The following is a 24,786-nucleotide window of genomic DNA, read 5'->3' on the forward strand; positions in this document are numbered from 1 at the left end:
CTCAGAGATTCGGAGACTCAGAGAACAGCTAAGAGTCAATAAGGCCATGATGAGTCGATGAAAGGGTTTTTAGCAGTTTTCTAAAGCGAATCCGCAAGCTGGATGGGGCTTTCAGAGGCATTTTGTGCCAGCAGCCGCATCCAGACTGCGGATTCGATGTGAGTCGTAATGTTAGTAGTGATGTAAGCAGCGATGTAAGTGTCTACCAGCAGCTAGCGTTTTACGTCAGTCCAGATGGCGTTTATTGAGGCAATACTTCCAGCGTAGCGACATAGCTCGCGCGTCGTTCTTTTGCCCCTTTTACCGTTGCCTTATCGTCTTTGACCGTGGCTTCCAGCCAGTACATACCTGCGTTCGCTGTATTGATGGTGAACTTGCCGTCAGCATCGGTAGTCAACAATTGCTCATCAAGTTTTTGACGGTAGCGAATGCCACCTAAGATCACACTTACCTGAATTTTAGCCGCAGGTTGTCCGTCCAGCATCATGCGGAAATTCGCTTTTTCACCCGCCACCAGATCATTCGGATGACTGATTGCCTGCATCTCCAATCCCTTGCCTGTGATCTCAAGTGACTTGTTACTAGGCTTGCCACTCGTGACAAAGGTATCGATACGCGCTTGTGCTTGCGTGACTTGCAACTCCTCTGCGTCAGCGGGAATTTCTTTGCTCATGTTGTCTGCCAGACCGCGCCAGCGTTTTGGCGTTCCTTTGTCTTTGTAGCTTGCCATGACATTGTCGTTCAAGATACTTAGCTTATAGGTGCCGGCAGTCGCCAGGCGCAGATCAAAGGTGCTGCGGAGCTTGCTGGTATTCGCATTCTCTTCTTTAATTACACTGCCGTCGGGCGCAATAATTTTTAAGCTGTCGAGTCGTAATGGCATGTGGTCAAGATAAAACATATCACTGGCGACGGCAGCATCTACCGTGATCCACGGCGCATTGGCCGCCGTGACGGTCGATGATGGCAGCAGGAAGGCACGATGAGCCTGCGCTGCGAACGGTGCAGAGACAGCGAATGCGAGTGTGAGGAATTTGAGAGCGACGATGTTAAGATGGAATTTCATAGTGATGTCGGTGCCTTAAATTTTTATGGTTTGACGGTGAGACTGACCTGACCCAGCTCATGACTGCCTTGGGCTTTTGCCGTTTGTTCTGTTTTAGCATTCCATTGGAAAGGCAGCTTCACGACTTCACGGCCACCGCCTTCGCGGGCTGCTTCTACTACCAGCTGATACTCACCGGCAGGTAACTTTGCCAACACGCCCTTATCGCCGGCAAAACTTAAACTCTGTTCACCGACAACCCGGGTCGCACCGCTGACGCCATCGACCGGCATCGCCAGATCGCGACCGCTGCGACGCCACCATTGGCGCAAATCCTTCAACCATTTCGCTCCTTCGTTGTCGCGTTTTTTAAGGTCATACCACACGGACAGATTGCCGGCAAAAGTCTGATCCGGACTTTCTATCCACACCGCCACATAAGGACGATGGTATTCCGCGACGTTGAGGCGAGGTACTTCGATTTTGGCTGTCAGATCCGCAGCCATGCTGCTTGTGCCAAGCAGGCTGGTGATCGCAAAAGGGAGCAATTTACGCATGAACAATACCTCACAAAATGAAAGAAAATAAAATCTGTATAACTAGAAAAAACTCAAGGAGTAAGTAAAAAACGGAAAGCGGCTAGTGCACAAACAGGATCGCCAGCAACAAGGGCAAGACGAGGCCAAGACCGACTATCGGCCAGGTGATGGGGCGATTAGCAGTGTGCATTTTTAAGAGGAATAAACCGGTAATACAAAAAATCAGACAAGCGATCGCAAACAGATCAATAAACCAGCTCCAGGCGTTTCCGGCATTGCGACCTTTATGCAGATCGTTGAAATACGCGATCCAGCCGCGATCCGTCAGTTCAAATTCGAGTTCGCCATTATCGAGAGCGATACGCAGCCAGGCATCACCACCGGGGCGCGGCAGGGATAAATACACTTCCTCCGGCGACCATTCTGCGGCTTGCGTATTGACGCGTACGGACAGCGTTTGTTCTAGCCATTGACGTACTTCGGCGGGCAGCGGATCTTTGTCACTGTGCGGTGTTTTTTGATGTTGCTGAAGTTGTGTCAGTAAAGCTGCCGGTAACTCGGCAGATTTTTTTGTCACTTGCGGATGGGCTTCTATCTGCGCAGAGTGATTCAGCGTGATGCCAGTCGCAGCGAATAACAGCATGGCGATCAGACAAAGTGCCGAGCTGATCCAATGCCACTGATGCAGGTGGCGCAGCCAGAAAGCACGCTTCTGCTGCTGACTGGGATCGGGGCGGTGATGTGCGACTTTTGTCGTGGCACTGGTATTGGGCATGTCGCTTACGCTACCCGCCGCATGGCAACAGATAGACATTCTAAATGATAATAATTCTCATTATAGAATAAAACATGTTGTGAAAAGCAACTTATTCGGGTTTTTTTGTAACGGCTTGTTGAGACAGGCAACGGCATTACCCCAATAAAAATACCACAAGCAGCGACGTCTTATTTCAAGGGTCGTTACTTGTGGCTCATATCGGTTCGTACTCTCTCGTAATGCTTATGTTTCGTCTGGTGCTAAGGCCAGGCGAATATCTTCATAAGTTAATTGCGGTGCAAATTGCACGATGAAATCGAGAATATAGCTACGCAGATAAGCGCCGCGCCGCACCGCAAGCCGGGTGACATTCGGTGCAAACAAATGGCTTGCAGGCAGAGCTTGCAACGCGCTGAAGCGGCGCGTGTCGATCCCGGTTTCCACCGCCATCTCGGCCACTAGTCCCACGCCTAATCCGAGCGCTACGTATTGCTGAATCACGTCAGAATCCATCGCGGTAAGCACGATATCAGTACGCAATCCTGCTTGCTGAAACGCCTGATCAATATGGCCGCGACCGGTAAAGCCGACATCATAGGTAATCAAAGGATAATTCGATAAATCTTCAAGCGTAATCGGTGTTTTTCTCAACAAAGGATGGCCGTCCGGTACTACGATCACATGGTTCCATTCGTAGCAGGGAAACGATACCAGATCCTTAAACTGCGACAATCCCTCTGTCGCAATACCGACGTCTGCTTTGCCCGACAACACCCACTCAGCGATATGCTCAGGTGAGCTTTGTTGCAAGGCGATACGCACATCCGGGAAGGCGTTGCGGAATCCCTGTACCACTTTAGGCAGCACATACCGCGCCTGCGTATGAGTGGTTGCAATCGTCAGCGTGCCTTTGGTCTGATCAGAATAGTCATCGCCTGCCTGACGTAAATTTTCTGCTTCGATTAATAAGCGCTCAATAATTTTCAGAATATCTTTGCCCGGCTCGGTCAGGCCGGTCAGCCGTTTGCCGTTGCGCTCAAAAATATCGACACCGAGCTCTTCTTCAAGTTCGCGTATCTGACGGCTCACACCGGGTTGTGAGGTGAACAAAACATTGGCGACTTCGGTCAGGTTATAACCGCAACGCGCAGCTTCTCTGATCGAGCGTAATTGTTGGAAATTCATAATGTTATCCTGCGGCCTGATCAACAAACACGGCCAGACGCCGTGGTTTGACCACCAGTGCTTCGCCGACTTTTAATTTGAGCTGGTGGTAGCGCTCACTAGAAATCATTGCCTCGATCAGATCACCATTATCATCACGCTCCAGCTCCAGTTGTGCCAGCGGGCCTATGCTATGGACACGACGCAATTGCACCATCAAGCCCTCTACACCCGGTGAGTAGCGGTCAATTTCAAGATCGTGTGGACGTACATAGCCAATCCCTGTGGCGTCCCGTGTAGTCGCATGATCCGGCGCGTCAAATGCCACACCACCGGCATCGAGAATCCCTTCGTGCAGACGACCTTTGAACAGATTTACATTACCGAGGAAGCCATACACAAAAGGCGACGCCGGATGCTGATACACCTCGGCAGGTGCGCCGATCTGTTCCACCTGACCGTGGTTCATGACGACGATCTGGTCTGCTACTTCGAGCGCTTCTTCCTGATCATGTGTGACAAAGATACTCGTGACATGCAACTCATCATGCAAACGACGCAACCAGCGGCGCAGTTCTTTACGCACCTTAGCATCGAGCGCGCCGAAAGGCTCATCGAGCAAGAGAACCCGCGGTTCTACTGCCAGCGCACGTGCCAGCGCAATACGTTGCCGCTGTCCGCCGGATAACTGCGGCGGATAGCGATCTGCTAGCCAGTCAAGCTGCACCAGCTCTAGCAGTTGTTTGACTTTTTCTCTGATCACCGCTTCTGATGGCCGTATGGCGCGTGGCTTGACGCGTAAACCGAAAGCGATATTTTCAAAAATCGTCATGTGCTTAAACAACGCGTAATGCTGAAATACAAAACCAACCTGACGTTCGCGCACATGCTGATCGGAGGCGTCCTGACCATCCAGCAATACCTGCCCGCTGTCCGCATGCTCTAGTCCGGCGATGATACGTAACAGCGTGGTCTTGCCGCAGCCCGACGGGCCGAGCAGAGCGGTCAGTTCACCATTGGGAAAATCCAGCGTGACATCGTTCAGCGCGGTGAAGCTGCCAAATTTTTTATGTAAGTGATTCACTGCGATACTCATTGTGTACTCCTATTCCTGAGGGATGGCTTGCGACTCATCGGTACGCCATTCCACGATCATTTTCAAAGCCAGTGTTAAAAGCGCCAGCAAGGTCAGTAGCGATGCCACCGCAAAGGCGGCTGTAAAGTTATATTCGTTGTAGAGAATCTCGACCTGTAGCGGCATGGTGTTGGTCTCGCCACGGATATGTCCCGATACCACGGACACCGCGCCGAATTCCCCCATCGCACGGGCGTTACACAAGATCACCCCGTATAACAGTCCCCATTTGATATTCGGCAAGGTCACATACCAAAAAGTCTTCCAGCCTGAGGCGCCGAGCACCAGCGCCGCTTCCTCTTCCTCGCTGCCTTGCGCTTGCATCAGCGGGATCAGCTCACGTGCAATAAATGGAAAAGTCACAAAAATGGTTGCCAGTACGATGCCGGGCACAGCAAATAAAATCTTGATGTCATGTTCACGCAACCATGGGCCGAACCAGCCTTGTGCGCCGAACAGCAAGACATAAATCAGGCCAGAGATCACAGGTGATACCGAGAACGGCAAATCAATCAGGGTTAGCAAGACGTTTTTACCGAGGAACTCAAATTTCGCAATCGTCCATGCGGCTGCTACGCCAAACACCAGGTTCAACGGAACCGCGATACCCGCCGCAATTAGCGTCAGACGAATCGCCGATAACGCGTCTGGTTCGATGATAGCTTTCAGATAAACTTCCCAGCCTTTTTTAAACGCCTCAGCAAACACCGCCGCCAGCGGGACAAACAAGAACAGAGTTAAAAAAGTAAAAGCGGTGACGGTCAGTAGCACGCGAACCCAGAGCGGCTCCTGTGTTGCGGCAGGCGTAATTGCCGGCTCAATCCGACGTCGTACTGCCGGGGTGGCACTAGAGGTATCTGTCGCCGTTGCATTGAGAGAGGTGCTCGTCATTATTCAATCTCACTTTTGTTTCGGTTGCGGCTCCAAGCCTGCAATAAGTTGATCGTCAGCAGCAGAACGAATGACAGCAGCAGCATGACGACGGCAATCGCCGTGGCGCCCGCATAGTCATATTGTTCCAGCTTGGTGATCATGAATAAGGGCGTAATCTCAGACACCATAGGCATGTTGCCAGCGATGAAAATCACCGAACCGTATTCGCCGGTCGCCCGTGCAAACGCCAGCGCAAAGCCGGTCAGCAGGGCTGGCAAGATGGTCGGTAAGATGACTTTGACAAACGTCTGCCAATGGCTCGCGCCGAGACTGATGGCGGCTTCTTCCAATTCTTTTTCCGCCTCTTCCAGCACTGGTTGCACGGTACGGACGACGAACGGCAAACCGATAAAAGTCAGGGCGACCAGCACGCCTAATGGGGTGAACGCGACTTTTAGACCGAGGGGTTCTAGTAACTTACCAAGCCAGCCATTCGGAGCATATAAAGTCGCCAGCGTGATACCGGCGACTGCGGTCGGCAAGGCGAACGGCAGATCGACCAGCGCATCAATCAGGCGCTTACCAGGGAATTTATAACGGACTAAAACCCAGGCGACGATGCCGCCAAAAACAACATTGATCAGTGCGCCGAGAAACGAGGCACCAAAAGTCAACTTATACGATGCAACCACCCGTTCCGACGTGACCGTATTCCAGAAAGCTTCCCAGGTCATGGTGAAGGTTTTAAGGAAAATGGCAGACAGCGGAATGAGAACGATCAGGCTAAGGTACAGCAGAGTAAATCCTAGGGAAAGCTGAAACCCCGGAATCACGCGCTTAAACCGTGATTTTGTATGTAAAGCATGGGCCATGCTTAGTCCTTATTACGAAGATGACTATAGATGGCACATGATTGCAGGATTTTATTATATTAAAAACGAATCTTTTTGCATGTTTATAGATGAAAAACGCATAAACGATTGGTTCACAGTGAATTTTCTGTTGCGATTAGCCTGATCCGGCGAGGCAAAGTCACTCGGTTCAGGCTGCGATCAAGGCACTGTTGACGAGTGACGTTGCTGATAAGTCCAGTGTATCGGCCAAATTAGCGCGTGGCAGATCGAACAAAAAGCCTTGCAGATAATACGGATACTGATCAGTGTTACTAACCTGAAGAGCATTAAAACGGGCGTCATTATCAATTCGCTTGAAGATGACTTTGCAGTTAACGCGCTGCGCTTTTTCCAGCAACTGTTGCTGAGCGTCTGCGTTATTCGCGTGAGTAATGTCGATTTTGATCGAATCAGGCTGCACACGTTCCAGTAACTCGCGCGCCTGATCCAGGCTTGCCGCGTTGACTCCGATCCGAAATCCGTTACGCCGGTAATTGTCAGCTACATGCGTCAATACCCAGCGCTGACTGGGCGCAATCAGCGGCAGTTGCAACACAATCTGCTGATGCGGCAAACCGAGCAAATCCAAGATGCGGCGAAACGCCATGCCATGATTGCCCTCGATCGCCGCCAGCAGACGCGTATGCACACTCAGATAGAGATCGCGCTGCGCCGAATCCGGCTGACGATAAAAATTCACCGCATGCAAAATCCGGCAGAGCCGGTCAAGTTCCACTGACTCCGCATCATTCGCCGCATGATCCAGCAAGCGCCAGATATTCAAACCCTGATCGACACTGGAATAACTGCGCGCATACGCTTCATAGGCAACTACGCACTGATCATCCGCAGAACGGATCGCCTGGAAAGCACTGGTCAGCGTCGAATTAAAATACCGTCCGCGCGCCCGTCCTGTCTCGTCCAGGCATATAGTGCTGCTCGCACTGTGACTGCTATTCAGGTGACTTAAATATTGCTGTAACGCTGGAGACGGCATAGTTCTTTCCTCATCTATCGACGATTAATACGGAGTATCAATGATCGATACCCTGCAGAGGCAAAGAGTAGTGCGTGTGCTTAGAAATGAAAACGAATCGTTTCGCGTTTTAATATGAGGTTTTTGAATTTGCTTGGGCTGACTTGGGTCAGTATTCAATAATTGTGCAAATGTTGAAAAACGCGCGCTATCAGTAATAAGGCTTTTATATATAGTTAGCCTGATTTGCATAAAAGTCTATGATTGCCGACAAACCAAAACTGGCGTAGAAAAAATTAATGCGCATCCTTTTTTCAAAAAGATGCGCATCAATTATTCAATCTCAGATGATCCTCATTAAAAAGTTATTTCTTACTAAAAATTTTATCGAACTCGCCGCCATCGTCAAAATGTTTTTTCTGCGCTGACTTCCACCCGCCGAATACTTCATCTACTGTAAATAAAGCGACGGGTTTAAATGAGGCGGCGTATTTCTTTGCGGCGATTGCCGAGCGTGGACGTAGGTAGTGTTTGGCGATGATATCCTGACCGGCCTCTGAATATAAAAATTGTAGATACGCCGTTGCCTGCTTGCGGATGTGGAGTTTATCTACGACCTTGTCGACAACGGCAACTGGTGATTCGGCAAGGATGGATGTGCTTGGGTAGACGACTTCAAAATTATCGCCAAATTCGGTACGGACCAATTGCACTTCATTTTCAAAGGTCACCAGCACGTCACCGATCTCACGTTGCGTGAACGTTGTTGTCGCGCCGCGTCCACCGGCATCGAGTACCGGCACATTCTTAAACAGTTTCTCGACGAACTGGCGAGCCTGGGCTTCGTTGCCGCCTTTCTTGATCACGGCACCCCATGCAGCAAGATAGGAATAACGGCCATTGCCTGAGGTTTTCGGATTTGGGATGATAACTTTGGTGCCCGGTTTGACGAGGTCATCCCAGTCCTTGATTTGCTTAGGATTGCCTTTTCGCACCAGATACACCATGGTTGAATAAAACGGTGCCGAGCCGTTCGGGAAGCGCTTCGCCCAATCGCTCGTGACCAGACCATGCTCTGCCAGAAAATCGATATCGTTGGCCTGATTCATGGTTACTACTGAAGCTTCCAGACCATCGGCTACCGAGCGTGCTTGTTTGCTGGAGCCGCCGTGGGACTGATTGATGGTGATGGTTTCGCCGCTAGTTTTTTTCCAATCTGCGATAAAGGCTGGATTGATGTCCTTAAACAGTTCACGCGTTACGTCATACGACACATTTAATAAATTTATTTCTGCTGCATGAATTGGCGTTGCCGTGAAAAAGCATGTCATTGCTGCCAGCAGACTGGCTGAAATGAGGGTTTTTATCGACGTACGCTGTGCAGATGCAGCATGGAGGCTAAGGCTGCGCTTGGTGTGTGATGAGAGAGGGGAGAAAACAGAAGTTGATTGCGTCATGACGATATCCAAGGGGAGAGTAGTGCTACACCGAATCAGTAAGAATTAGTTACCCTGATTCTTTCACAAGTGCTGCCTGTTGAGAATGACCGCTTTTTCATATGCTTATACAAAAATTAAGCGCAATGCAGCATTTATTATTAATATTTTGCATTAGCTTCGTTTGCCAACTTTGTCCGTATCTTGTGTTGCTCGTCGGCAGTATTCGCTTTTCTACTGTGTTCTACAGGGTGTATTATTCAAATAAAGCGACGTGTTTGTGTCACATTATGCTCCTCTGGTTTAATCCCTATTATGATCCGGAATAGCGTCTTTCATCGAATAAGCTGGGCAAACAAGTTGTTTGCATGGATAGAGAATGACGATAAATTCTTTGAAACATGGTATCCGTATTTTGGTGGCACTGCTCATTGGCATGTGTTGTCTTTCTGCATTCGCTATTGACGGCAGCATAACTAAAACCTCCTTGAAAAAGTCGGGCTGGGATGGCCCTATTGAGGGGCCCGCAAAACAAACCGGTAAAAAAGTTACTTTTATCACTCAGGATTCTCGCAACGGCGGCGTCTCGTCTGCTTACCGGGGATTTTATCTCGCTGCGATTGAGCTCGGCTGGTCTCTGAGTATTGTAGATGGAAAGAATGACAGGGCCACGATACGTTCCCTGTTCAGCGATGCACTGCAACAACATCAGGACGCGATCATCCTCGGTGGTATCGAGTTTGACGACAGCTTTCAGGATCTCAGTGTGCGGGCCAAGCAGGAAAAAATTATTCTGGTGGGCTGGCATGCTAGTGCTAAGCCCGGTCCAACCAAGGATCTGTTCGTCAATATCACCACTCCGTATGAGGAGGTCGGAAAAAGGGCGGCAGAATTTGTCATCGATAATAGCAAAGGCGAGATTGGCGTCATTATCTTTAATGACGATCGCTTTGGCATCGCTAACGCCAAGACCGCGGTGATGATGGATATCGTGATACGGTGCGCGCGCTGCAAGCTGCTGTCTGTCGAGAATATGCAGATTGGCCAAGCGAATCAGGAAATGCCGGGTGCGGTAATCAGGTTGAATCAGCTGTATGGGAAAAAATGGACTCATACGCTGGCGATAAATGATGCCTATTTTGATGCGATCAATGTACCGCTGGCGAGAGCGGATCGCAGAGACATACAGAACGTCTCCGCAGGTGACGGTTCTTATACCGCACTAAGTCGCATCAAATCAGGTATCTCGCAGCAGGTAGCCACGGTGGCCGAGCCTTTTGGTCTGCAAGGCTGGCAACTTGCCGATGAGTTGAACCGCGCATTTTCTGGTTGGCCTCCAAGTGGCTACATCAGTAAGCCTATTGTGATTACTAGTCCGCTAATGAACCAGCTCAAAGGTGCAGAGATCGATTCCATCCTCAACTACAAGGAAAATTATTCTTTGATCTGGACTGGTAAAAATTATCTGAAATAAGATACCTGTCTGCTATAAATCCTAGGCAAAGTTGTCAATGCAAAGTTCTTCATTCTCAGTTTCTGGCGCCATAGGCGCCAATTAACTGGCAACTAGGCACCATCTACTAAGGTCGTCAACTCCAGCTCAGATCCGTATGTGTTAGCGGCAATTGTCGTACACGCTTACCCGTTGCGGCAAAAATCGCATTGCATACGGCGGGGGCCAATGGCGGAAAGGCAGGTTCACCCAATCCGGTGACAGGAAAATCTGTTTTCAAAAAATGTACCTCAACTTTGGGTGGCGTATCCGCGATGCGAAGCAGCGGATAGTCATGAAAATTACTTTGCGTAATACGTCCACGCTCTACCGTCAGCTCGGGATACATCAGTGTGCTGAGTCCATCGATGACTGATCCTTGTACCTGATTTTCAGCACCGCTGAGGTTAACAATTTGTGCGCCGATATCGGACACCACGACCACACGATCTACCTTAAGCTCACCTTTTTTAGATACTGTCACTTCAGCGACCTGGGCAATGTAGCCGCGGTGACTGAAATGGAAAGCGATGCCCTGACCTTGTCCGCGAGGGAAATTTTTTTTACCCCAGCCGGATTTGTCTGCAACTTCTTGTAGTACATGTTTCATGCGGCCGACGTGATACGGTTGTCCGCGTTCACCTGTCCCGGCAATAATCTCTTTGTCACCCAGAATCTCTAAGCGGAATGCCAGAGGATCGCGGCCAGCAGCATGCGCTAGTTCGTCGATAAAGCTGTGAAAGACCCAGGCAAAAACATTACTTCCCGGCGCACGCCAGGGCCCCATCGGAATACCGCATTCAATCGGAGTTTGCTCCAGCAGACAGTTTTCGACCCAGCGTCCCGGAAACTCATCGCCGCTCAAACTGCCGCCGCTACCCGGCTGCAGAATGCTCTTACCCTCACGATTTACCCGGTTCGCGAAGGTGACAAAATGATTATGCCAGGCGATCAACTTACCTTTGGCATCGATGCCACCGCGCAAAAAATGGAAACCCCCAGCGCGGAAATGATCATGCTGGATGTCATCTTCTCTGGACCAGGTCAGCTTAACCGGTGCTTTAACTTTTTGCGCGATTGCGGCGGCTTCCACGACATAGTCCGAACTGAGCCGACGTCCAAAGCCACCACCGCTGCGCGTGATGTGCATCAGGATTTTTTCTTTTGGAATATTCAGAGTGGTCGCAACCAGATTCTGTCCTGAACCAGGATTTTGTGTAGGAGCCCATAATTCCAGACTGCCATCCTCCGGCTTCCACCAGGCGGTGCAATTTTGCGGTTCTATACTGGCATGGGAAATGAATGGATAGCTATAGGCAGCTTCCACCGTTTTGCTGGCATGTGCGAGTGCAGTGACAGCATCACCGTCCTTGCGCAAGGTCGTTGCTCCTGTTTGCGTAGACTGGGTTTGCGCCTGTAAGGCAAATTCAGCCCAGCTCTGTTTGGCATATACGCCCTCGTCCCAGGTCCCTTTGAGTTGTTTGCGTGCACTGAATGCGGCCCAGGTTGACGTCGCAATAATCGCGATACCGGGAACCAGGCCATTCAAATTACTGGTGCCTTCGATCATAAATGCATCACGCACACCGGGTAAGGTTTTGATCACGTCAAGATTGGCGCTGATCACTTTGCCGCCAAACACCGGACATTTTTCATATACGGCGTATAGCATACCAGGCAATTTCACATCGATACCAAAGAGCGGCTTGCCACTGACGACGGCGGCATTATCGACCCCGCCGATACGGGTTCCCAGTAGTTGATAGTTGGACGGGTCTTTTAATATGGCATTCTTTGGATCTGGTACTGGGAGTGTCGCTGCTTTCGCTGCCAGAGCGCCATAGCCCAATGTGCGCTGGGTGGGTGTATGCAAAACTTTACTACGGGTCGCTTTGCATTCACTAACCGGGATTCCCCAGGTCTGGGCTGCGGCATCGACCAGCATGGTACGTGCAGTAGCGCCGAGCCGATGAAAGTCGTTATAGTTATTGGGTGTCGAGGTCGATCCGCCTGCGCTTTGATTGCCGTAGGCGGGATTCAGATCGCCTTGAACGATACGCACGTCTTTCCAGTTCACTTCCAGTTCCTCTGCAATCACCATGGGCAACGATGTCTTGATTCCCTGACCGATTTCCGGCTGTTTCGAGATCAGAGTCACGCTGCCATCTGCGGCGATACGGATAAACGCATTCGGTGTGAAGTCGGCTGTCGCTGCTTGTGTAGTAACTTTGGCGATCTGATCGGCATTGCCTGCATTGACATAAAGGCCAAGTACGAGTCCGGTCGATGTCAGCGCGGAGTGACGCAAAAACCGGCGACGGCTTGATGATGCTGGTGTGGTATCGCTTGATGTATTGATAGAGACACGCAATAATTTTGTTAGAGAAGAAGTTTTCATTTGCTGCCTTTCTTCGCGACGCTGATCTCCGCCGCCCTGTGTATGCCTGCCCGGATACGTATATAAGTCGCACAGCGGCATAAATTGCCCGCCATGGCGCTATCAATATCGGCATCGCTGGGGTGGGGTGTGCTTTTTAACAGGGCGCAAGCGGTCATGATTTGTCCCGCCTGGCAATAGCCACATTGCGGCACGTCGAGCTCTTGCCAGGCTTGCTGCAAGGGATGCATTGCTTTGGCATCCAGACCTTCAATAGTCGTTATTTTTTTCTTTCCCAATGCAGAGACCGGCAGCAAGCATGAACGTGTCGGTGCGCCATCAATATGCACGGTACAGGCGCCGCATTGCCCGACGCCACATCCATATTTCGTCCCGACCAGGTTCAGACTGTCGCGCAATGCCCAGAGCAGTGGTGTATCCGGCTCTAGTTCCAGCTGATGGGAGTGACCGTTGACGTTCAAGGTGTATTTGCTCATGGCGAACCCTGCTGGAAAGAAGAAAAGATGATCCTAACTCAATACGTCTTATCACGCATAAAGCGCTATAGCGGCAATCGTATATGCGTAAACCGCATATTCAACCGCGAAAGGATTCGTTTTGTTTTATGTGGTGACGCTTTAGTCTGCAATCCTCACTCGTTCATTACTTTTCGCAATTATTTTTGGTATTAAGGATATTCAATGAAGCTCAAGCACCTCTCTTCTAACCTCAGAAACCTCGGTATCGTTAGCTCCTTCGCTGTTGCCGGATTGCTATCCAGCTCGGCGTTTGCCGCTGATGTGACCTTATTGAATGTGTCCTATGATCCTACCCGTGAGTTATATCAAGAGGTGAACCAAGGCTTTGCAAAACAATGGAAGGCCAAGACCGGTGACAATGTGTCGATCAAACAATCTCATGGTGGCTCGGGAAAACAAGCGCGTACCGTCATTGATGGCCTCGATGCCGACGTGGTGACACTGGCTTTAGCCTATGACACAGACGCGATTGCTGAAAAAGGTCTGCTCGATAAAAACTGGCAAAAACGCCTGCCACATAATGCATCACCTTATACATCCACGATCGTCTTCCTGGTCCGTAAAGGGAATCCAAAAGGGATTAAAGACTGGGTCGACATTATTAAGCCAGGCGTCTCGGTAATCACAGCGAATCCAAAAATCTCCGGCGGTGCACGCTGGGCTTATCTCGCTGCATGGGGATATGCATTAAAAGCGCCGGGCGGTTCTGAAGCGGCAGCGAAAGAGTATGTCCAAAAATTATTTAAAAACGTACCGGTACTCGACTCAGGTGCGCGTGGTTCGACGGTGACGTTTGCCGAGCGCGGTATCGGTGATGTCTTGTTGTCCTGGGAAAACGAAGCCCATCTCGCACTCAAAGAATTCGGCGCCGATAAATTTGAAATCATTGCTCCATCTATTAGTGTTCTGGCAGAGCCACCAGTATCCGTTGTCGATAAAGTGGCGGACAAACATGGTACCCGCAAAGTGGCAGAAGCCTATCTGAACTACCTGTACACCGATGAAGCGCAAGACATTATCGGCAATAACTACTATCGCCCGGCAACAGAAAAAGCTGCGAAAAAATACGCCAACAAATTCCCGAAAATCAAATTGTTCACGGTAGATGAAACCTTTGGTGGCTGGACGAAAGCGCAGAAAGATCACTTCGCTGATAACGGTGTATTTGACCAGATCTATCAGCCGGGTAAGAAGTAATTTTAGTATCAAGGCGCTGCACCAGTCTCTCTCAAGGTACACAGACTGACGCAGCGCAAAGACAAATTAGCGTGAAAGAAATCGTATGACCATATTGCTGCTCTCAGGAAGTCCGTCGCTACCGTCGCGTTCTGCACGCTTATTGCATTATGTGGGCGAGCGTCTTACTGCGCTTGGTTTTCAGACATCGACGATTCAGGTCAGGGATTTACCGGCACAAGCGTTGTTGCATGCTGACTTCGCCAATCCCGAGCTGCTAGCGGCAAAACAGCAATTGGCAGAAGCGCAGGCAGTCGTGATTGCCACACCGATTTATAAGGCGGCGTATAGGGGCTTGTTAAAGACTTTTCTTGATATTTTGCCGCAAGATGGGCTGGCCGGTAAGTTGGTATTGCCTTTGGCGACTGGGGGCAGTCAATCACATATGCTGGCTCTGGATTACGCTTTACGGCCCGTGCTCGCGTCACTCGCCGCGGCACATATTTTACCCAGCGTGTATGCGATAGACAAACAGGTCGAATGGTCAGAACAGCACGGTACCAAGATTGATCCCGCCATTCTTGAGCGTTTACACGAAGGGGTGCGCCAACTAGATCAGGGATTAGCTGATCGGACCGATACCGTAAAAAACATAGACACCTTCAGTTTGCTCGGGCGTACAGAAAAGCAATCCATTCCAGAATCACTGCGATGTAGTGCCTGAACGACTTCATCTCAACGCGGGCTGACGAGCTGGCGATGATCGGTTGTTGAGTTGAATACTGGGTCAACAACCGACACCGCACTGCCAGCACTAAAATTATTTTGATTGTTCCAGATGTTGCGCCACCTGTTGAGCGCACAGGGACACCTGTCACTTTTCGGAAAGTACACATCATGAGTAAAGCAGTGAGTAAAGCAATGAGTCAAGCGTTATTCCAAAATCAAAAACGTCGCACACTGGGCGTGCTTGCCGCCATCGCTGCGGGTGTCGCAGGTGGTTTTCCTGCATTGTCCCTAGCACAAAACAAGGCAACCACCTTACGAATCGGTTATCAGAAATATGGCACGCTGACGCTTTTAAAAGGAACCGGCGCACTCGACAAACGTCTCGCAGCGCAAGGTGTCGAAGTGAAATGGACCGAGTTTCCGGCTGGGCCGCAACTCCTTGAAGGATTGAATGTCGGCAGTATCGACTTCGGTACGACGGGCGAGGCGCCGCCGATTTTTGCGCAGGCCGCCGGTGCAGACTTACTTTACGTTGGCAACGAGCCACCAGCGCCGAGCGGAGAGGCGGTAATCGTTCCTAAAAATTCGACCTTAAAGACTGCCGCGGATCTACGAGGTAAAAAAATCGTCCTGAATAAGGGCTCGAATGTCCATTACCTGCTGGTTAAAGTGCTTGAAAAAGCGGGAATTGCCTACAAAGATGTCGAAATCATCTATCTGCCGCCCGCTGATGCGCGTGCTGCTTTTGAGCGGGGTAGTGTGGATGCCTGGGTTATCTGGGATCCTTTTCTTGCCGCCGCGGAAAAACAGCTGGGCGCACGCATTCTGATTGATGGCAAAGGACTGGTAAGCAACCACCAGTTCTATCTGGCAGCGCGTCCATATGCACAAAAATATCCTGAGGTCGTCAAAGTCGTGCTCGAAGAGCTGGCCAGAATCGACGAATGGGGTGGCAAAAATCTGAAGGAAGTTACCAGCATTCTCTCCGCTCAGGTCGGCCTCGACCCCGCCATTGTTGATATTGCGACTCAGCGCGCTACTTTTGGCGTGAAACCACTGACCGAGCATGTGATACGTGAGCAGCAAAGTATCGCCGATGTTTTTGCTGATCTGAAATTGATACCGAAACGTATCAATATCAAAGACGCCGTTTTTTCAGTCAAGCTCTGAGGCCAGCGTGAAGTCGCTATTACGTCGTGCCGCTCTGATGCTGCCTCTCGCCTTATTGACGTGGACATCCTTGTTGCCCGCTAGTGCTCTGGCGGCATTGCAACCTGCTGAGCAATCAAAAATACCAAAAGAATTACGTATCGGATTTCAAAAAAGTTCGGTCAATCTGACCTTGCTCAAACACCGACACGCACTAGAGCAACAATTAAAGGGCGTTAAAGTCACCTGGTTCGAATTCACTGCAGGGCCGCAGATGCTGGAAGCCTTATCGGTCGGCAGTATTGATTTTGCGACGACCGGTGAGCCTCCACCGATCTTTGCACAGGCCGCTGGTAGCAATCTGGTGTACGTCGGTGCGGAACCGGCTAAACCAGCGGTCAGTGCGATTCTGGTCAAGCAAGATTCTGTCATCAAAAATTTAGTGGACCTGAAAGGCAAGAAGATCGCTTTTCAAAAAGGATCGAGTGCCCACTATCACGTTCTGCGTGTGGTGCAACAAGCTGGGTTGCAATGGTCTGATATCACGCCGGTGTATCTCGCACCCGCTGACGCCCGCGCTGCGTTTGAGCGGGGTAGTGTGGATGCCTGGGCGATCTGGGATCCTTACTGGGCCGCGATTGAACAAAATACCAAGCCGCGAGTGCTGGTAACGGGAGTGGGGCTGGTCAACAATCTTTCGCATTATCTGTCTAGCCGCAGTTTCGCGGATCAGTATCCCAAGCTGATTCAATTATTGTTTGAAGAGCTAACCAAGAGCGATACCTTCGTGCAAAAAAATCGCACAGAAGCGATTGCGATTGTCGCAGCCAGTACCGGTCTCGATAAGCCAACGATCGCCGCCTTTCTGGAGCGCCGTCCGCGCTCGCCGGTTGTTTATCTAACCCCGAACATCATTGAAGAACAGCAGCGTGTTGCGGACAATTTTTATCAGCAAAAACTGATTCCTAAATCCGTCAACGTGAAAGATGCAACCTGGACGCCGCCTGCCAGCGTATCCACAAACAAGTTGTAGGTTAATTGGATAAGACATTGAAAAGTAAATTAAAAATACAGGAGTAATCATGAGTCTGAATGTTTTTTGGTTCATCCCTACCCACGGTGACAGCCGATATCTAGGTACTACGAAGGGCGCCCGCGAGATCAATTACTACTATCTGCGTCAGATCGCCGTAGCTGCAGATACGCAAGGGTATGACGGAGTATTACTGCCGACTGGTCGTTCTTGCGAAGATGCATGGGTGGTTGCGTCCAGCCTGATTGGTGCGACAAAAAATCTCAAGTTTCTGGTCGCGGTACGACCCGGTCTGAGTACACCTGGTCTGGCGGTCCGCATGGCATCGACCTTTGACCGCTTGTCGAACGGACGTCTGTTGATCAATGTCGTCACGGGGGGCGATCAGGGCGAGTTAGAAGCCGATGGCTTGTTTGCCGATCATGCCGAGCGCTATGAAATTAGTGAGGAATTTCTGCGTATTTGGCGAGGTGCATTATCCAGTGGTGATCAGGGTTTTGATTTTGAAGGCAAACACTTGACTGTTAAGGGGGCAAAAACTTTATACCCGCCGGTACAAAAACCGTATCCGCCTTTGTATTTTGGTGGATCTTCCGAGGCGGCGCACGAGCTGGCTGCCGAGCAGGTCGATGTTTATCTGACCTGGGGTGAACCACCCGCAGCAGTTGCCGCGAAGATCGCTGATATGCGCGCCCGTGCGGCTAAATTTGGGCGCACTTTACGCTTCGGTATCCGTCTCCATGTGATTGTGCGTGAAACCAATGACGAGGCATGGAAAGCGGCCGAGGATCTGATTAGTCATGTTGACGATGCGGTAATTGCACGGGCACAGGCATCGTTTGCCAAGATGGATTCGGTGGGGCAAAAGAGAATGAGCGCTTTACATGGCGGTAAGCGCGACAAGCTCGAAGCCTCGCCGAACCTGTGGGCCGGTGTTGGTCTGGTGCGCGGTGGTGCTGGAACCGCGCTGGTCGGCGACCCGGAAACGGTCGCAGCACGCATGAAGGAATATGAGGATCTGGGCATCGACACCTTCATCCTCTCGGGCTATCCGCATCTGGAGGAATCGTATCGCTTTGCTGAACTGGTTTTCCCGCTGATTGGCAAAGGCACTAATAGGGAGGTCAGTAATTTAACCGGTCCGTTTGGTGAGATTGTTGCCAACGAATTCGTTCCACAAGCGTCACAAAGTTAATGAGGTAGTTATGGGGCCTTTCATTACAGAAGTTACCGAGGTCACAGAGGATCCTTCGTTGAGCAATCAACGTTCATTTTCAGGTCACGTCGATGCTGTGCAACATCCAATCCAGTTAGGTAAATACGCGAAAGTAATTGTTCAATCCTGGCCGCTTTTGTTGCCATGGACTGTGCCTGTGTTATTGATCACCTTCTGGCAAATTGCCGCGCAGACCGGCTGGTTATCGAGCCGGATTTTGCCAGAACCGTTTGCGGTGGCAAAAGCCTTCTGGACACTGGCCGCGTCAGGCGACATGTGGATGCATGCCAAGACCAGCTTATGGCGCGCGATTTCTGGGTTTGCTGTTGGCGGCGGTCTGGGATTACTGCTCGGTTTGCTGACGGGGAGTTTTAAGACGGCAGAGACTTTGCTGGACACGAGCTTGCAGATGATCCGCAATATCCCGGCACTCGCGCTGATTCCTCTGGTGATTCTGTGGTTTGGCATTGATGAGAGTGCAAAACTGTTTCTGGTCTCGGTCGGCGTGTTTTTTCCTGTGTATCTGAATACTTTTCACGGCATACGCTCGGTCGATCAGGGCCTGATTGAAATGGCGCGTAGTTATGGTTTATCCGGCTGGGCTTTGTACCGTGACGTGATACTGCCGGGTGCCTTGCCGTCAATACTGGTCGGCGTGCGGTTTTCTCTCGGCCTTGTTTGGGTATTGCTGATTGTTGCCGAGACGATTTCAGCGCAGGCAGGTATTGGTTACATGACCATGAATGCCCGTGAGTTTTTACAGACCGACGTGGTGCTGGTCGGTATCTTGCTGTACGCCTTACTCGGCAAGCTGGCTGACGTCTTATCTCGTGCACTAGAACATTACTGGCTGCGCTGGCATCCCGGTTATCAAAGGAAGTCATCATGAGTTTTATCCGTGCAGAAATGATCGGCAGCGGTGTAGCGAATATCGCCGCGCTCAAGCAAGAATTAGATGCTGACTGGAATAGCGCTGCGAATTCTGAATATCCGCCGCAACAGCCGGGTGCATCTGCGGCACCTTCGCCTGCAGGTACCGTCAAGCCGAATAGCACTGCAATACAGATACACGGTTTGAAAAAAACTTATGCGGGTCGAACAGTTCTGAAGTCCCTGGATCTCGACGTACAGCCGGGTGAATTCATCGCCGTGATCGGGCGCAGTGGCAGTGGCAAAAGTACCTTGCTACGCTTAATCGCCGGACTGGAAACACCAGATAGTGGTGACCTGAGTTTTGGTGCATCAGATCCCAGACCCGAGACGCGCGTGATGTTTCAGGACTCACGCTTGCTACCCTGGAAAACTGTGTTGAATAACGTCGCGCTGGGTTTGAGCGGCGACAAAGCGCTGGCAGCACAGGCACTGTCCAAGGTCGCCTTGTCCGAGCGGGCAAACGAGTGGCCGTCCGTGTTATCCGGCGGTCAGCGTCAGCGTGTTGCGCTGGCTCGCGCGCTGGTGCATGAACCTGCTTTACTCTTGCTCGATGAGCCGCTGGGCGCATTGGATGCGCTGACCCGGATCGAGATGCAAAGCCTGATTGAGCATTTGTGGCAGCAACGAGGTTTTACGGCGCTTCTTGTGACGCATGATGTGCAGGAGGCGATTGCCTTGGCTGATCGGGTGATTTTGATTGAGGACGGACAGATTACATTGGATGAGCGCGTGAGTTTGCCGCGTCCGCGGGCGCGCGGTAATCCGGCTTTTGCTGAACTTGAAGAGCGGATTTTGAGCCGAATACTCAAGCGGCCTGCCACACAGCTGGATCAGGAGCTCGGTGATTTGTCGCTGTTGCGTACTGTCAGTCAGGTGAGCTGGGCAGTGTAGGGATTTTATATACTCTGTACGAGTATTTTTTTAAGCACTAATAAAACATAGGGGATAAAGGTAGTTTTTATAAAAAATAGGGGAAGTATATGCATTTCTCCTATTCTTTTTTATCATTTCAAACTAACAGGAGTCATTATGAGTATTCAAGCAATCAACGTACGTAACCAGTTCCGTGGCAAGATCAAGGCGATTATCGACGGTCCGGTTGTTTCCGAAGTCGATGTAGAAACTCCCGCCGGCATCGTTACCTCGGTGATTACCACACGCTCGGTCAAGGATCTGGGGCTGGTGATCGGCACCGAGGTAGTGGCCCTGGTCAAGGCCACCGAAGTGTCTATCGCTAAATTATAAATTGGCACCAATAAAAAACGCCTGTCGTAACAAACGGCAGGCGTTTTTTTGCGTCATGGGTTGACTCCGTATATAGACAATATTCGGGCTACATTCAGACTACATTCATGACTATAGCGTGCGTGCCGGTAGCAATGTTCCCGCCACTTCACCGAATCCTATGCGAGGCAAACCGGGTTTTTGTGCCCAGCCGCGCATGATGATCGTATCGCCATCTTCGATGAAGACGCGTTGTTCGCCATTCGCCAGCGTCAAAGGCTGCTTGCCACCGGCGGTCAGTTCCAGCAGGGATCCGGCTTCCTCCGGTGCAGGCCCTGACTGAGTGCCAGATCCCAGCAAATCTCCGGCGCGTAAATTGCAGCCATTCACCGTATGATGAGTCACCAGTTGCGAAACGCTCCAGTACGAATGACGGAAATTCGATAAGGACAAACGCTGAGCCGGTGCGCCTTGTTCATGCATGGCCCTGGTTTGTACCAGCACTTCGAGCTCGACATCAAATGCACCATGGGCGCGCAGGTCTGTTGATTCCAGATAGGCGAGTGGCTGCGGATCAGTCGCTTCGCGTTGCCACTGATGACGGTAGGGCGCCAGTGCTTCTAGCGTCACGACCCAAGGTGAAATCGTCGAGGCAAAATTCTTGGCGAGGAAAGGGCCGAGAGGTTGATATTCCCATGCCTGCATATCGCGTGCTGACCAGTCGTTTAACAGACATAGACCAAACACATGGGACTCTGCTTGGTCTATACCGATGTTCTCACCGGGAGCATTGCCGTTGCCGATGAATATACCGATTTCTAGTTCATAATCCATGCGTTTGGCGGGGCCGAACACCGGGCTTGTCGCATTTGGCGGCATGGTTTGTCCGATAGGGCGACGGAATTTCTGGCCCGATACGCCGATAGACGAAGAGCGGCCGTGATAGCCGATCGGCACCCATTTGTAATTGGGCAGCAGTGGATTATCTGGCCGGAATAATTTGCCAACCGCTGTCGCATGATGGATCGAGGTATAAAAATCCGTATAGTCACCGATCTGCGCAGGCAAGGCATATTCCGCCTCGGCCTGAGGGATCAGCGCCGCTGCCAGCTCCGTCTGCTGCGGACTTCCTTCTCGTAAAGCCCGCGATAACAGCAAGCGCAAAATACCCCATGCCGTGCTACCGATATCCATCAGGGCATTCAGGCTGGTGCTTGTGATGGCATGATCAAATTGTGGTGACTTCATGCTTGCAAAAATACCTGCTGCCTGCGCTGCTTTCAGATCGAGTATCTGATCGCCAATCGCGACGCCAATCCGGAACGATTCAGCACTGCCCGCGCGGCGAAACACACCGTACGGCAAGTTCTGTATCGGAAAATCGCACTGCGCTTCATTTGCTGAGCTGACCCAGCTGCGCAGTTGCGCATCATGGGTTTCGTTAAGTGCTAGTGTCATTTTATGCTTGCTCCGGATTAAAATTTTTCTTGATGCCCATCCAGCACTGGTAGTAATCCGGCTGAATCTGTGCTGATGTCATTGCGGCACGCGTCGGTTTGATGATGTTGCGGGTTTCAATCATGAACGCCATGGTATCGGCAACTTTATGCGGCACGCTGGTATCGCTGTTGCTGGCTTTTTCAAAAGTCGGTGCATCTGGTCCGTGACCACTCATGCAGTTATGCAGACTCGCACCTCCGGGACGGAAGCCAGTGGATTTGGCATCATACTGGCCATGGATCAGTCCCATGAATTCACTCGCGATATTTCGGTGGAACCAGGGCGGACGGAAGGTGTTTTCCGCTGCCAGCCAGCGTGGCGGGAAGATGACGAAATCAATTGTATCGACACCCGGTGTGTCGCTGGGTGATTGCAGCACCAGAAAGATTGACGGATCGGGATGGTCGTAACTGATCGAGCCTATCGTATTGAAGTGGCGCAGATCATATTTGTACGGTGCAAAATTGCCATGCCATGCGACCACATCCAGCGGCGAATGTCCGATCTTTGCCGACCACAGATTGCCGCTGAATTTGGCGACTAAACTAAAGTCACCTTCTTTGTCCTCGTAGTTTGCTTGAGGTGTTAAAAAATCGCGCGGATTCGCCAGACCGTTCGAGCCGATTACGCCTAGATCAGGCAGCTTCAGCATGGCACCGAAGTTTTCACATACATAGCCGCGTGCGACGTCATCTGGCAGATGCACTTCAAAGCGAATGCCGCGAGGGATGACCGCGATTTCCTGCGGTTCAATATCCATAATTCCAAGCTCGGTACGCAGGTGCAGGCGGCCTTGCTGCGGAATGATCAGCATCTCGGCATCGGCATTGTAAAAATAGCGCCCGTCCATCGAACGGTTCGCTGCGTACAGATGAATCGCGCAGCCGCTTTGTGCATCCGCAGAACCGTTACCCGCCATGGTGACCCAGCTATCGATAAAATCGGTCGCCACCTCAGTCGGTGGAAGAGGCAAAGGGTCCCACCGCAATTGGTTGGGTGTGCTAGGTACCTGATCGAACTGATTGGTCATCGCACCGTTATCAATTTGTGCGAATGGCTGATGCATCGCTGCCGGACGAATGCGATATAGCCAAGAGCGGCGGTTCGCATGGCGCGGCGCGGTGAAGGCGGTTCCCGATACTTGTTCGGCATATAAGCCATACGCACATTTTTGCGGTGAATTCTGATTCTTGGGTAATGCCCCCGGCAACGCTTCGCTTGCAAACTCGTTGGCGAAGCCGGTTTGATAAGCGCGCTCGCCGCTGGTAGTGCCGAATGCCTGGGATGGCTGAGATGACTGAGACGGGTTGTTCATAAAGACCTCATGACGAAGCGTGAACTCAAACAGACGGCGTTATTAGCAATAATAACCACAGCGCTTTAGCAGCATATGCAACATCAGCAACATCAGCAACATCAGCAACATCAGTCACAGCGTTTGAGCAGAGTAAGACGCTACTGTAGTGGAGTCTAGTAAAATACGCGATAGGAATACAAAAATGTACTACATTGATTTTGTGAATAATGGTAACGGTAACTTTTTTTGACTTCAGCTGATTTTTGACGGATTTTCCCATGATAGAACCTAAAGATATTGACCTCAACTTGCTGGTGGTATTTCAGGAAGTTTTTCAAGATAAGCAAATTTCTTCCGTGGCAAAAAAACTTGGTTTATCGCAACCGGCAGTCAGCAACGCTCTGGCACGTCTGCGCCGGACTTTTGACGATGAATTATTTGTCAGAACCGCACAGGGAATGCAGGCCACGCCATTTGCCGAATCGCTGGCCGAGCCGATTGCCAATGCGCTGGGGAGCGTATCGCGTGCACTGAATCAGCATGATAGTTTTGATCCCGCGTCCAGCAAGCGCCAGTTTACGATCGCGATGACCGATGTCGGCGAGGTTTATTTCATGCCAGCGTTAGTTGAATCATGCCGTCAACACGCGCCGTCCTTGCAGATTTCGACGGTCAGGGCGAGCAGTATTGATTTAAAAACTGAGATGGAAGCGGGCCGGGTGGATCTGGCTATCGGCGCGTTTGACACGGTTTCGGGGGCCTTGTATCAACGCCGTTTATTTAAACAGCAGTATGTCTGCATGCTGCGCAACGAGCATCCGCTGGCGAATAAAAAAATTGAACTCAAGGAATTCGTCGCTGCCCGGCATCTGATTGTCGCCTCGCAGGAGAGTCCTTACGACAAAATTAATCAATTGCTGGACAAGGCCGGCGTGATTGCCAGCGCTCAGTTCAGGGTACCGCATTTTGTGGCAGTGCCCTACATCGTCAGTACAACTGATCTGCTGGTGACCGTCCCACAAAAGCTGGCCGAACGTGCAGCAAGTCCGTTTAATTTGCGCTACATCAAATCGCCGCTACGCCTGCCGGCACTACAAACGAATATGTTCTGGCATCGCCGCTACAATCAGGATGAGGGTAATCAATGGCTCAGGCACTTTATCGCAGAGCAATTTGCTGAATAAGGTATGACCATAGCCAAACTAGACTAGTCGTGAAAATACTTCATCCTCGCCTTGAATGCTTTTCCGCCATGGAAAGGTGCTTTTGACCTACACTTTGCGCATTCTATTTGTCACTTGGG

24 protein-coding genes are annotated in these 24,786 nt (G+C 50.9%); 10 read left to right on the plus strand and 14 right to left on the minus strand.

Going from position 1 to position 24,786, the window contains the following annotated elements; all coding sequences use genetic code 11:
* Positions 1-241: 241 nt before the first annotated feature.
* The 9 genes from ACO0LE_RS04135 to ACO0LE_RS04175 all read right to left on the minus strand — a co-directional run bounded on the left by ACO0LE_RS04135 (position 242) and on the right by ACO0LE_RS04175 (position 8,713).
* On the minus strand, positions 242-1,066 hold the full coding sequence (locus ACO0LE_RS04135) for a DUF4198 domain-containing protein (RefSeq protein ID WP_422959145.1): 825 nt from the start codon (positions 1,064-1,066) through the stop codon (positions 242-244).
* 23 nt (positions 1,067-1,089) lie between these two features.
* On the minus strand, positions 1,090-1,602 hold the full coding sequence (locus ACO0LE_RS04140; RefSeq protein WP_422959146.1) for a DUF2271 domain-containing protein: 513 nt from the start codon (positions 1,600-1,602) through the stop codon (positions 1,090-1,092).
* Between the two features lie 82 nt (positions 1,603-1,684).
* Positions 1,685-2,359 (minus strand): PepSY-associated TM helix domain-containing protein, encoded by a 675-nt coding sequence (locus ACO0LE_RS04145; RefSeq protein ID WP_422959223.1) that lies wholly within the window; start codon positions 2,357-2,359, stop codon positions 1,685-1,687.
* A gap of 225 nt (positions 2,360-2,584) precedes the next feature.
* The gene (locus ACO0LE_RS04150) at positions 2,585-3,526 is read right to left on the minus strand and encodes a CysB family HTH-type transcriptional regulator (protein ID WP_422959147.1); all 942 of its coding nucleotides are present in this window, start codon (positions 3,524-3,526) and stop codon (positions 2,585-2,587) included.
* Positions 3,527-3,530: 4 nt separating this feature from the next.
* Positions 3,531-4,601: a sulfate/molybdate ABC transporter ATP-binding protein gene (locus ACO0LE_RS04155; RefSeq protein ID WP_422959148.1), complete on the minus strand. Its 1,071-nt coding sequence runs from the start codon at positions 4,599-4,601 to the stop codon at positions 3,531-3,533.
* 9 nt (positions 4,602-4,610) lie between these two features.
* On the minus strand, positions 4,611-5,531 hold the full coding sequence (cysW, locus tag ACO0LE_RS04160) for a sulfate ABC transporter permease subunit CysW (protein WP_422959149.1): 921 nt from the start codon (positions 5,529-5,531) through the stop codon (positions 4,611-4,613).
* Positions 5,531-6,385: a sulfate ABC transporter permease subunit CysT gene (gene cysT, locus ACO0LE_RS04165; protein WP_422959150.1), complete on the minus strand. Its 855-nt coding sequence runs from the start codon at positions 6,383-6,385 to the stop codon at positions 5,531-5,533. Before cysT ends, cysW begins: the two co-directional genes overlap by 1 nt.
* A 169-nt stretch (positions 6,386-6,554) precedes the next feature.
* The gene (locus tag ACO0LE_RS04170) at positions 6,555-7,403 is read right to left on the minus strand and encodes an EAL domain-containing protein (protein ID WP_422959151.1); all 849 of its coding nucleotides are present in this window, start codon (positions 7,401-7,403) and stop codon (positions 6,555-6,557) included.
* Between the two features lie 344 nt (positions 7,404-7,747).
* On the minus strand, positions 7,748-8,713 hold the full coding sequence (locus ACO0LE_RS04175; protein ID WP_422959224.1) for a sulfate ABC transporter substrate-binding protein: 966 nt from the start codon (positions 8,711-8,713) through the stop codon (positions 7,748-7,750).
* Positions 8,714-9,197: 484 nt separating this feature from the next.
* Here ACO0LE_RS04175 and ACO0LE_RS04180 point away from each other — a divergent pair, with 484 nt between their 5' ends.
* Positions 9,198-10,292: a substrate-binding domain-containing protein gene (locus tag ACO0LE_RS04180; protein WP_422959152.1), complete on the plus strand. Its 1,095-nt coding sequence runs from the start codon at positions 9,198-9,200 to the stop codon at positions 10,290-10,292.
* 115 nt (positions 10,293-10,407) lie between these two features.
* Here the strand turns inward: ACO0LE_RS04180 and ACO0LE_RS04185 are convergent, their stop codons facing one another.
* Both ACO0LE_RS04185 and ACO0LE_RS04190 read right to left on the minus strand, forming a co-directional pair.
* On the minus strand, positions 10,408-12,708 hold the full coding sequence (locus ACO0LE_RS04185; protein WP_422959153.1) for a molybdopterin cofactor-binding domain-containing protein: 2,301 nt from the start codon (positions 12,706-12,708) through the stop codon (positions 10,408-10,410).
* The gene (locus tag ACO0LE_RS04190; RefSeq protein WP_422959154.1) at positions 12,705-13,184 is read right to left on the minus strand and encodes a (2Fe-2S)-binding protein; all 480 of its coding nucleotides are present in this window, start codon (positions 13,182-13,184) and stop codon (positions 12,705-12,707) included. Before ACO0LE_RS04190 ends, ACO0LE_RS04185 begins: the two co-directional genes overlap by 4 nt.
* Before the next feature lie 204 nt (positions 13,185-13,388).
* On the opposite strand from ACO0LE_RS04190, the gene ACO0LE_RS04195 reads away from it, so the two are divergent.
* From ACO0LE_RS04195 to ACO0LE_RS04230, 8 genes are all read left to right on the plus strand, one after another.
* Positions 13,389-14,423 carry a sulfate ABC transporter substrate-binding protein gene (locus ACO0LE_RS04195; RefSeq protein ID WP_422959155.1) on the plus strand — a complete coding sequence of 345 codons (1,035 nt, stop codon included), beginning with the start codon at positions 13,389-13,391 and terminating at the stop codon, positions 14,421-14,423.
* An 85-nt stretch (positions 14,424-14,508) separates the two neighbouring features.
* Complete coding sequence (gene ssuE, locus ACO0LE_RS04200; RefSeq protein WP_422959156.1) at positions 14,509-15,126, plus strand: NADPH-dependent FMN reductase; 618 nt, start codon at positions 14,509-14,511, stop codon at positions 15,124-15,126.
* 173 nt (positions 15,127-15,299) lie between these two features.
* Positions 15,300-16,301 (plus strand): sulfonate ABC transporter substrate-binding protein, encoded by a 1,002-nt coding sequence (locus ACO0LE_RS04205; protein WP_422959157.1) that lies wholly within the window; start codon positions 15,300-15,302, stop codon positions 16,299-16,301.
* A 7-nt stretch (positions 16,302-16,308) separates the two neighbouring features.
* Positions 16,309-17,313 carry a sulfonate ABC transporter substrate-binding protein gene (locus ACO0LE_RS04210; RefSeq protein ID WP_422959158.1) on the plus strand — a complete coding sequence of 335 codons (1,005 nt, stop codon included), beginning with the start codon at positions 16,309-16,311 and terminating at the stop codon, positions 17,311-17,313.
* Between the two features lie 49 nt (positions 17,314-17,362).
* Positions 17,363-18,508, plus strand: coding sequence for an FMNH2-dependent alkanesulfonate monooxygenase (gene ssuD, locus ACO0LE_RS04215; RefSeq protein ID WP_422959159.1), 1,146 nt, complete (start codon positions 17,363-17,365; stop codon positions 18,506-18,508).
* Between the two features lie 10 nt (positions 18,509-18,518).
* Entirely contained in the window at positions 18,519-19,418 is a 900-nt protein-coding gene (gene ssuC / locus ACO0LE_RS04220) for an aliphatic sulfonate ABC transporter permease SsuC (protein ID WP_422959160.1), read from the plus strand.
* Positions 19,415-20,353 carry an ATP-binding cassette domain-containing protein gene (locus ACO0LE_RS04225; RefSeq protein ID WP_422959161.1) on the plus strand — a complete coding sequence of 313 codons (939 nt, stop codon included), beginning with the start codon at positions 19,415-19,417 and terminating at the stop codon, positions 20,351-20,353. The genes ssuC and ACO0LE_RS04225 overlap by 4 nt, the downstream gene beginning before the upstream one ends.
* Positions 20,354-20,491: 138 nt before the next feature.
* A complete protein-coding gene (locus ACO0LE_RS04230; protein ID WP_422959162.1) occupies positions 20,492-20,707 on the plus strand; it encodes a TOBE domain-containing protein in 216 nt (71 codons plus the stop codon).
* 111 nt (positions 20,708-20,818) lie between these two features.
* On the opposite strand, the gene fahA is transcribed toward ACO0LE_RS04230, so the two are convergent.
* The 3 genes from fahA to ACO0LE_RS04245 are packed head-to-tail and all read right to left on the minus strand — an operon-like array spanning position 20,819 to position 23,763.
* Entirely contained in the window at positions 20,819-22,144 is a 1,326-nt protein-coding gene (fahA, locus tag ACO0LE_RS04235) for a fumarylacetoacetase (protein WP_422959163.1), read from the minus strand.
* 1 nt (position 22,145) lies between these two features.
* Entirely contained in the window at positions 22,146-23,501 is a 1,356-nt protein-coding gene (hmgA, locus tag ACO0LE_RS04240; protein ID WP_422959164.1) for a homogentisate 1,2-dioxygenase, read from the minus strand.
* Between the two features lie 25 nt (positions 23,502-23,526).
* Positions 23,527-23,763 carry a hypothetical protein gene (locus ACO0LE_RS04245; RefSeq protein ID WP_422959165.1) on the minus strand — a complete coding sequence of 79 codons (237 nt, stop codon included), beginning with the start codon at positions 23,761-23,763 and terminating at the stop codon, positions 23,527-23,529.
* Between ACO0LE_RS04245 and ACO0LE_RS04250 the strand changes: the two genes are divergently transcribed.
* Entirely contained in the window at positions 23,762-24,667 is a 906-nt protein-coding gene (locus ACO0LE_RS04250; protein WP_422959166.1) for a LysR family transcriptional regulator, read from the plus strand. The genes ACO0LE_RS04245 and ACO0LE_RS04250 overlap by 2 nt on opposite strands.
* Positions 24,668-24,786 lie beyond the last annotated feature (119 nt).

The organism is Undibacterium sp. Xuan67W (assembly GCF_049340165.1).
Taxonomy (GTDB): Bacteria; Pseudomonadota; Gammaproteobacteria; order Burkholderiales; family Burkholderiaceae_D; genus Undibacterium.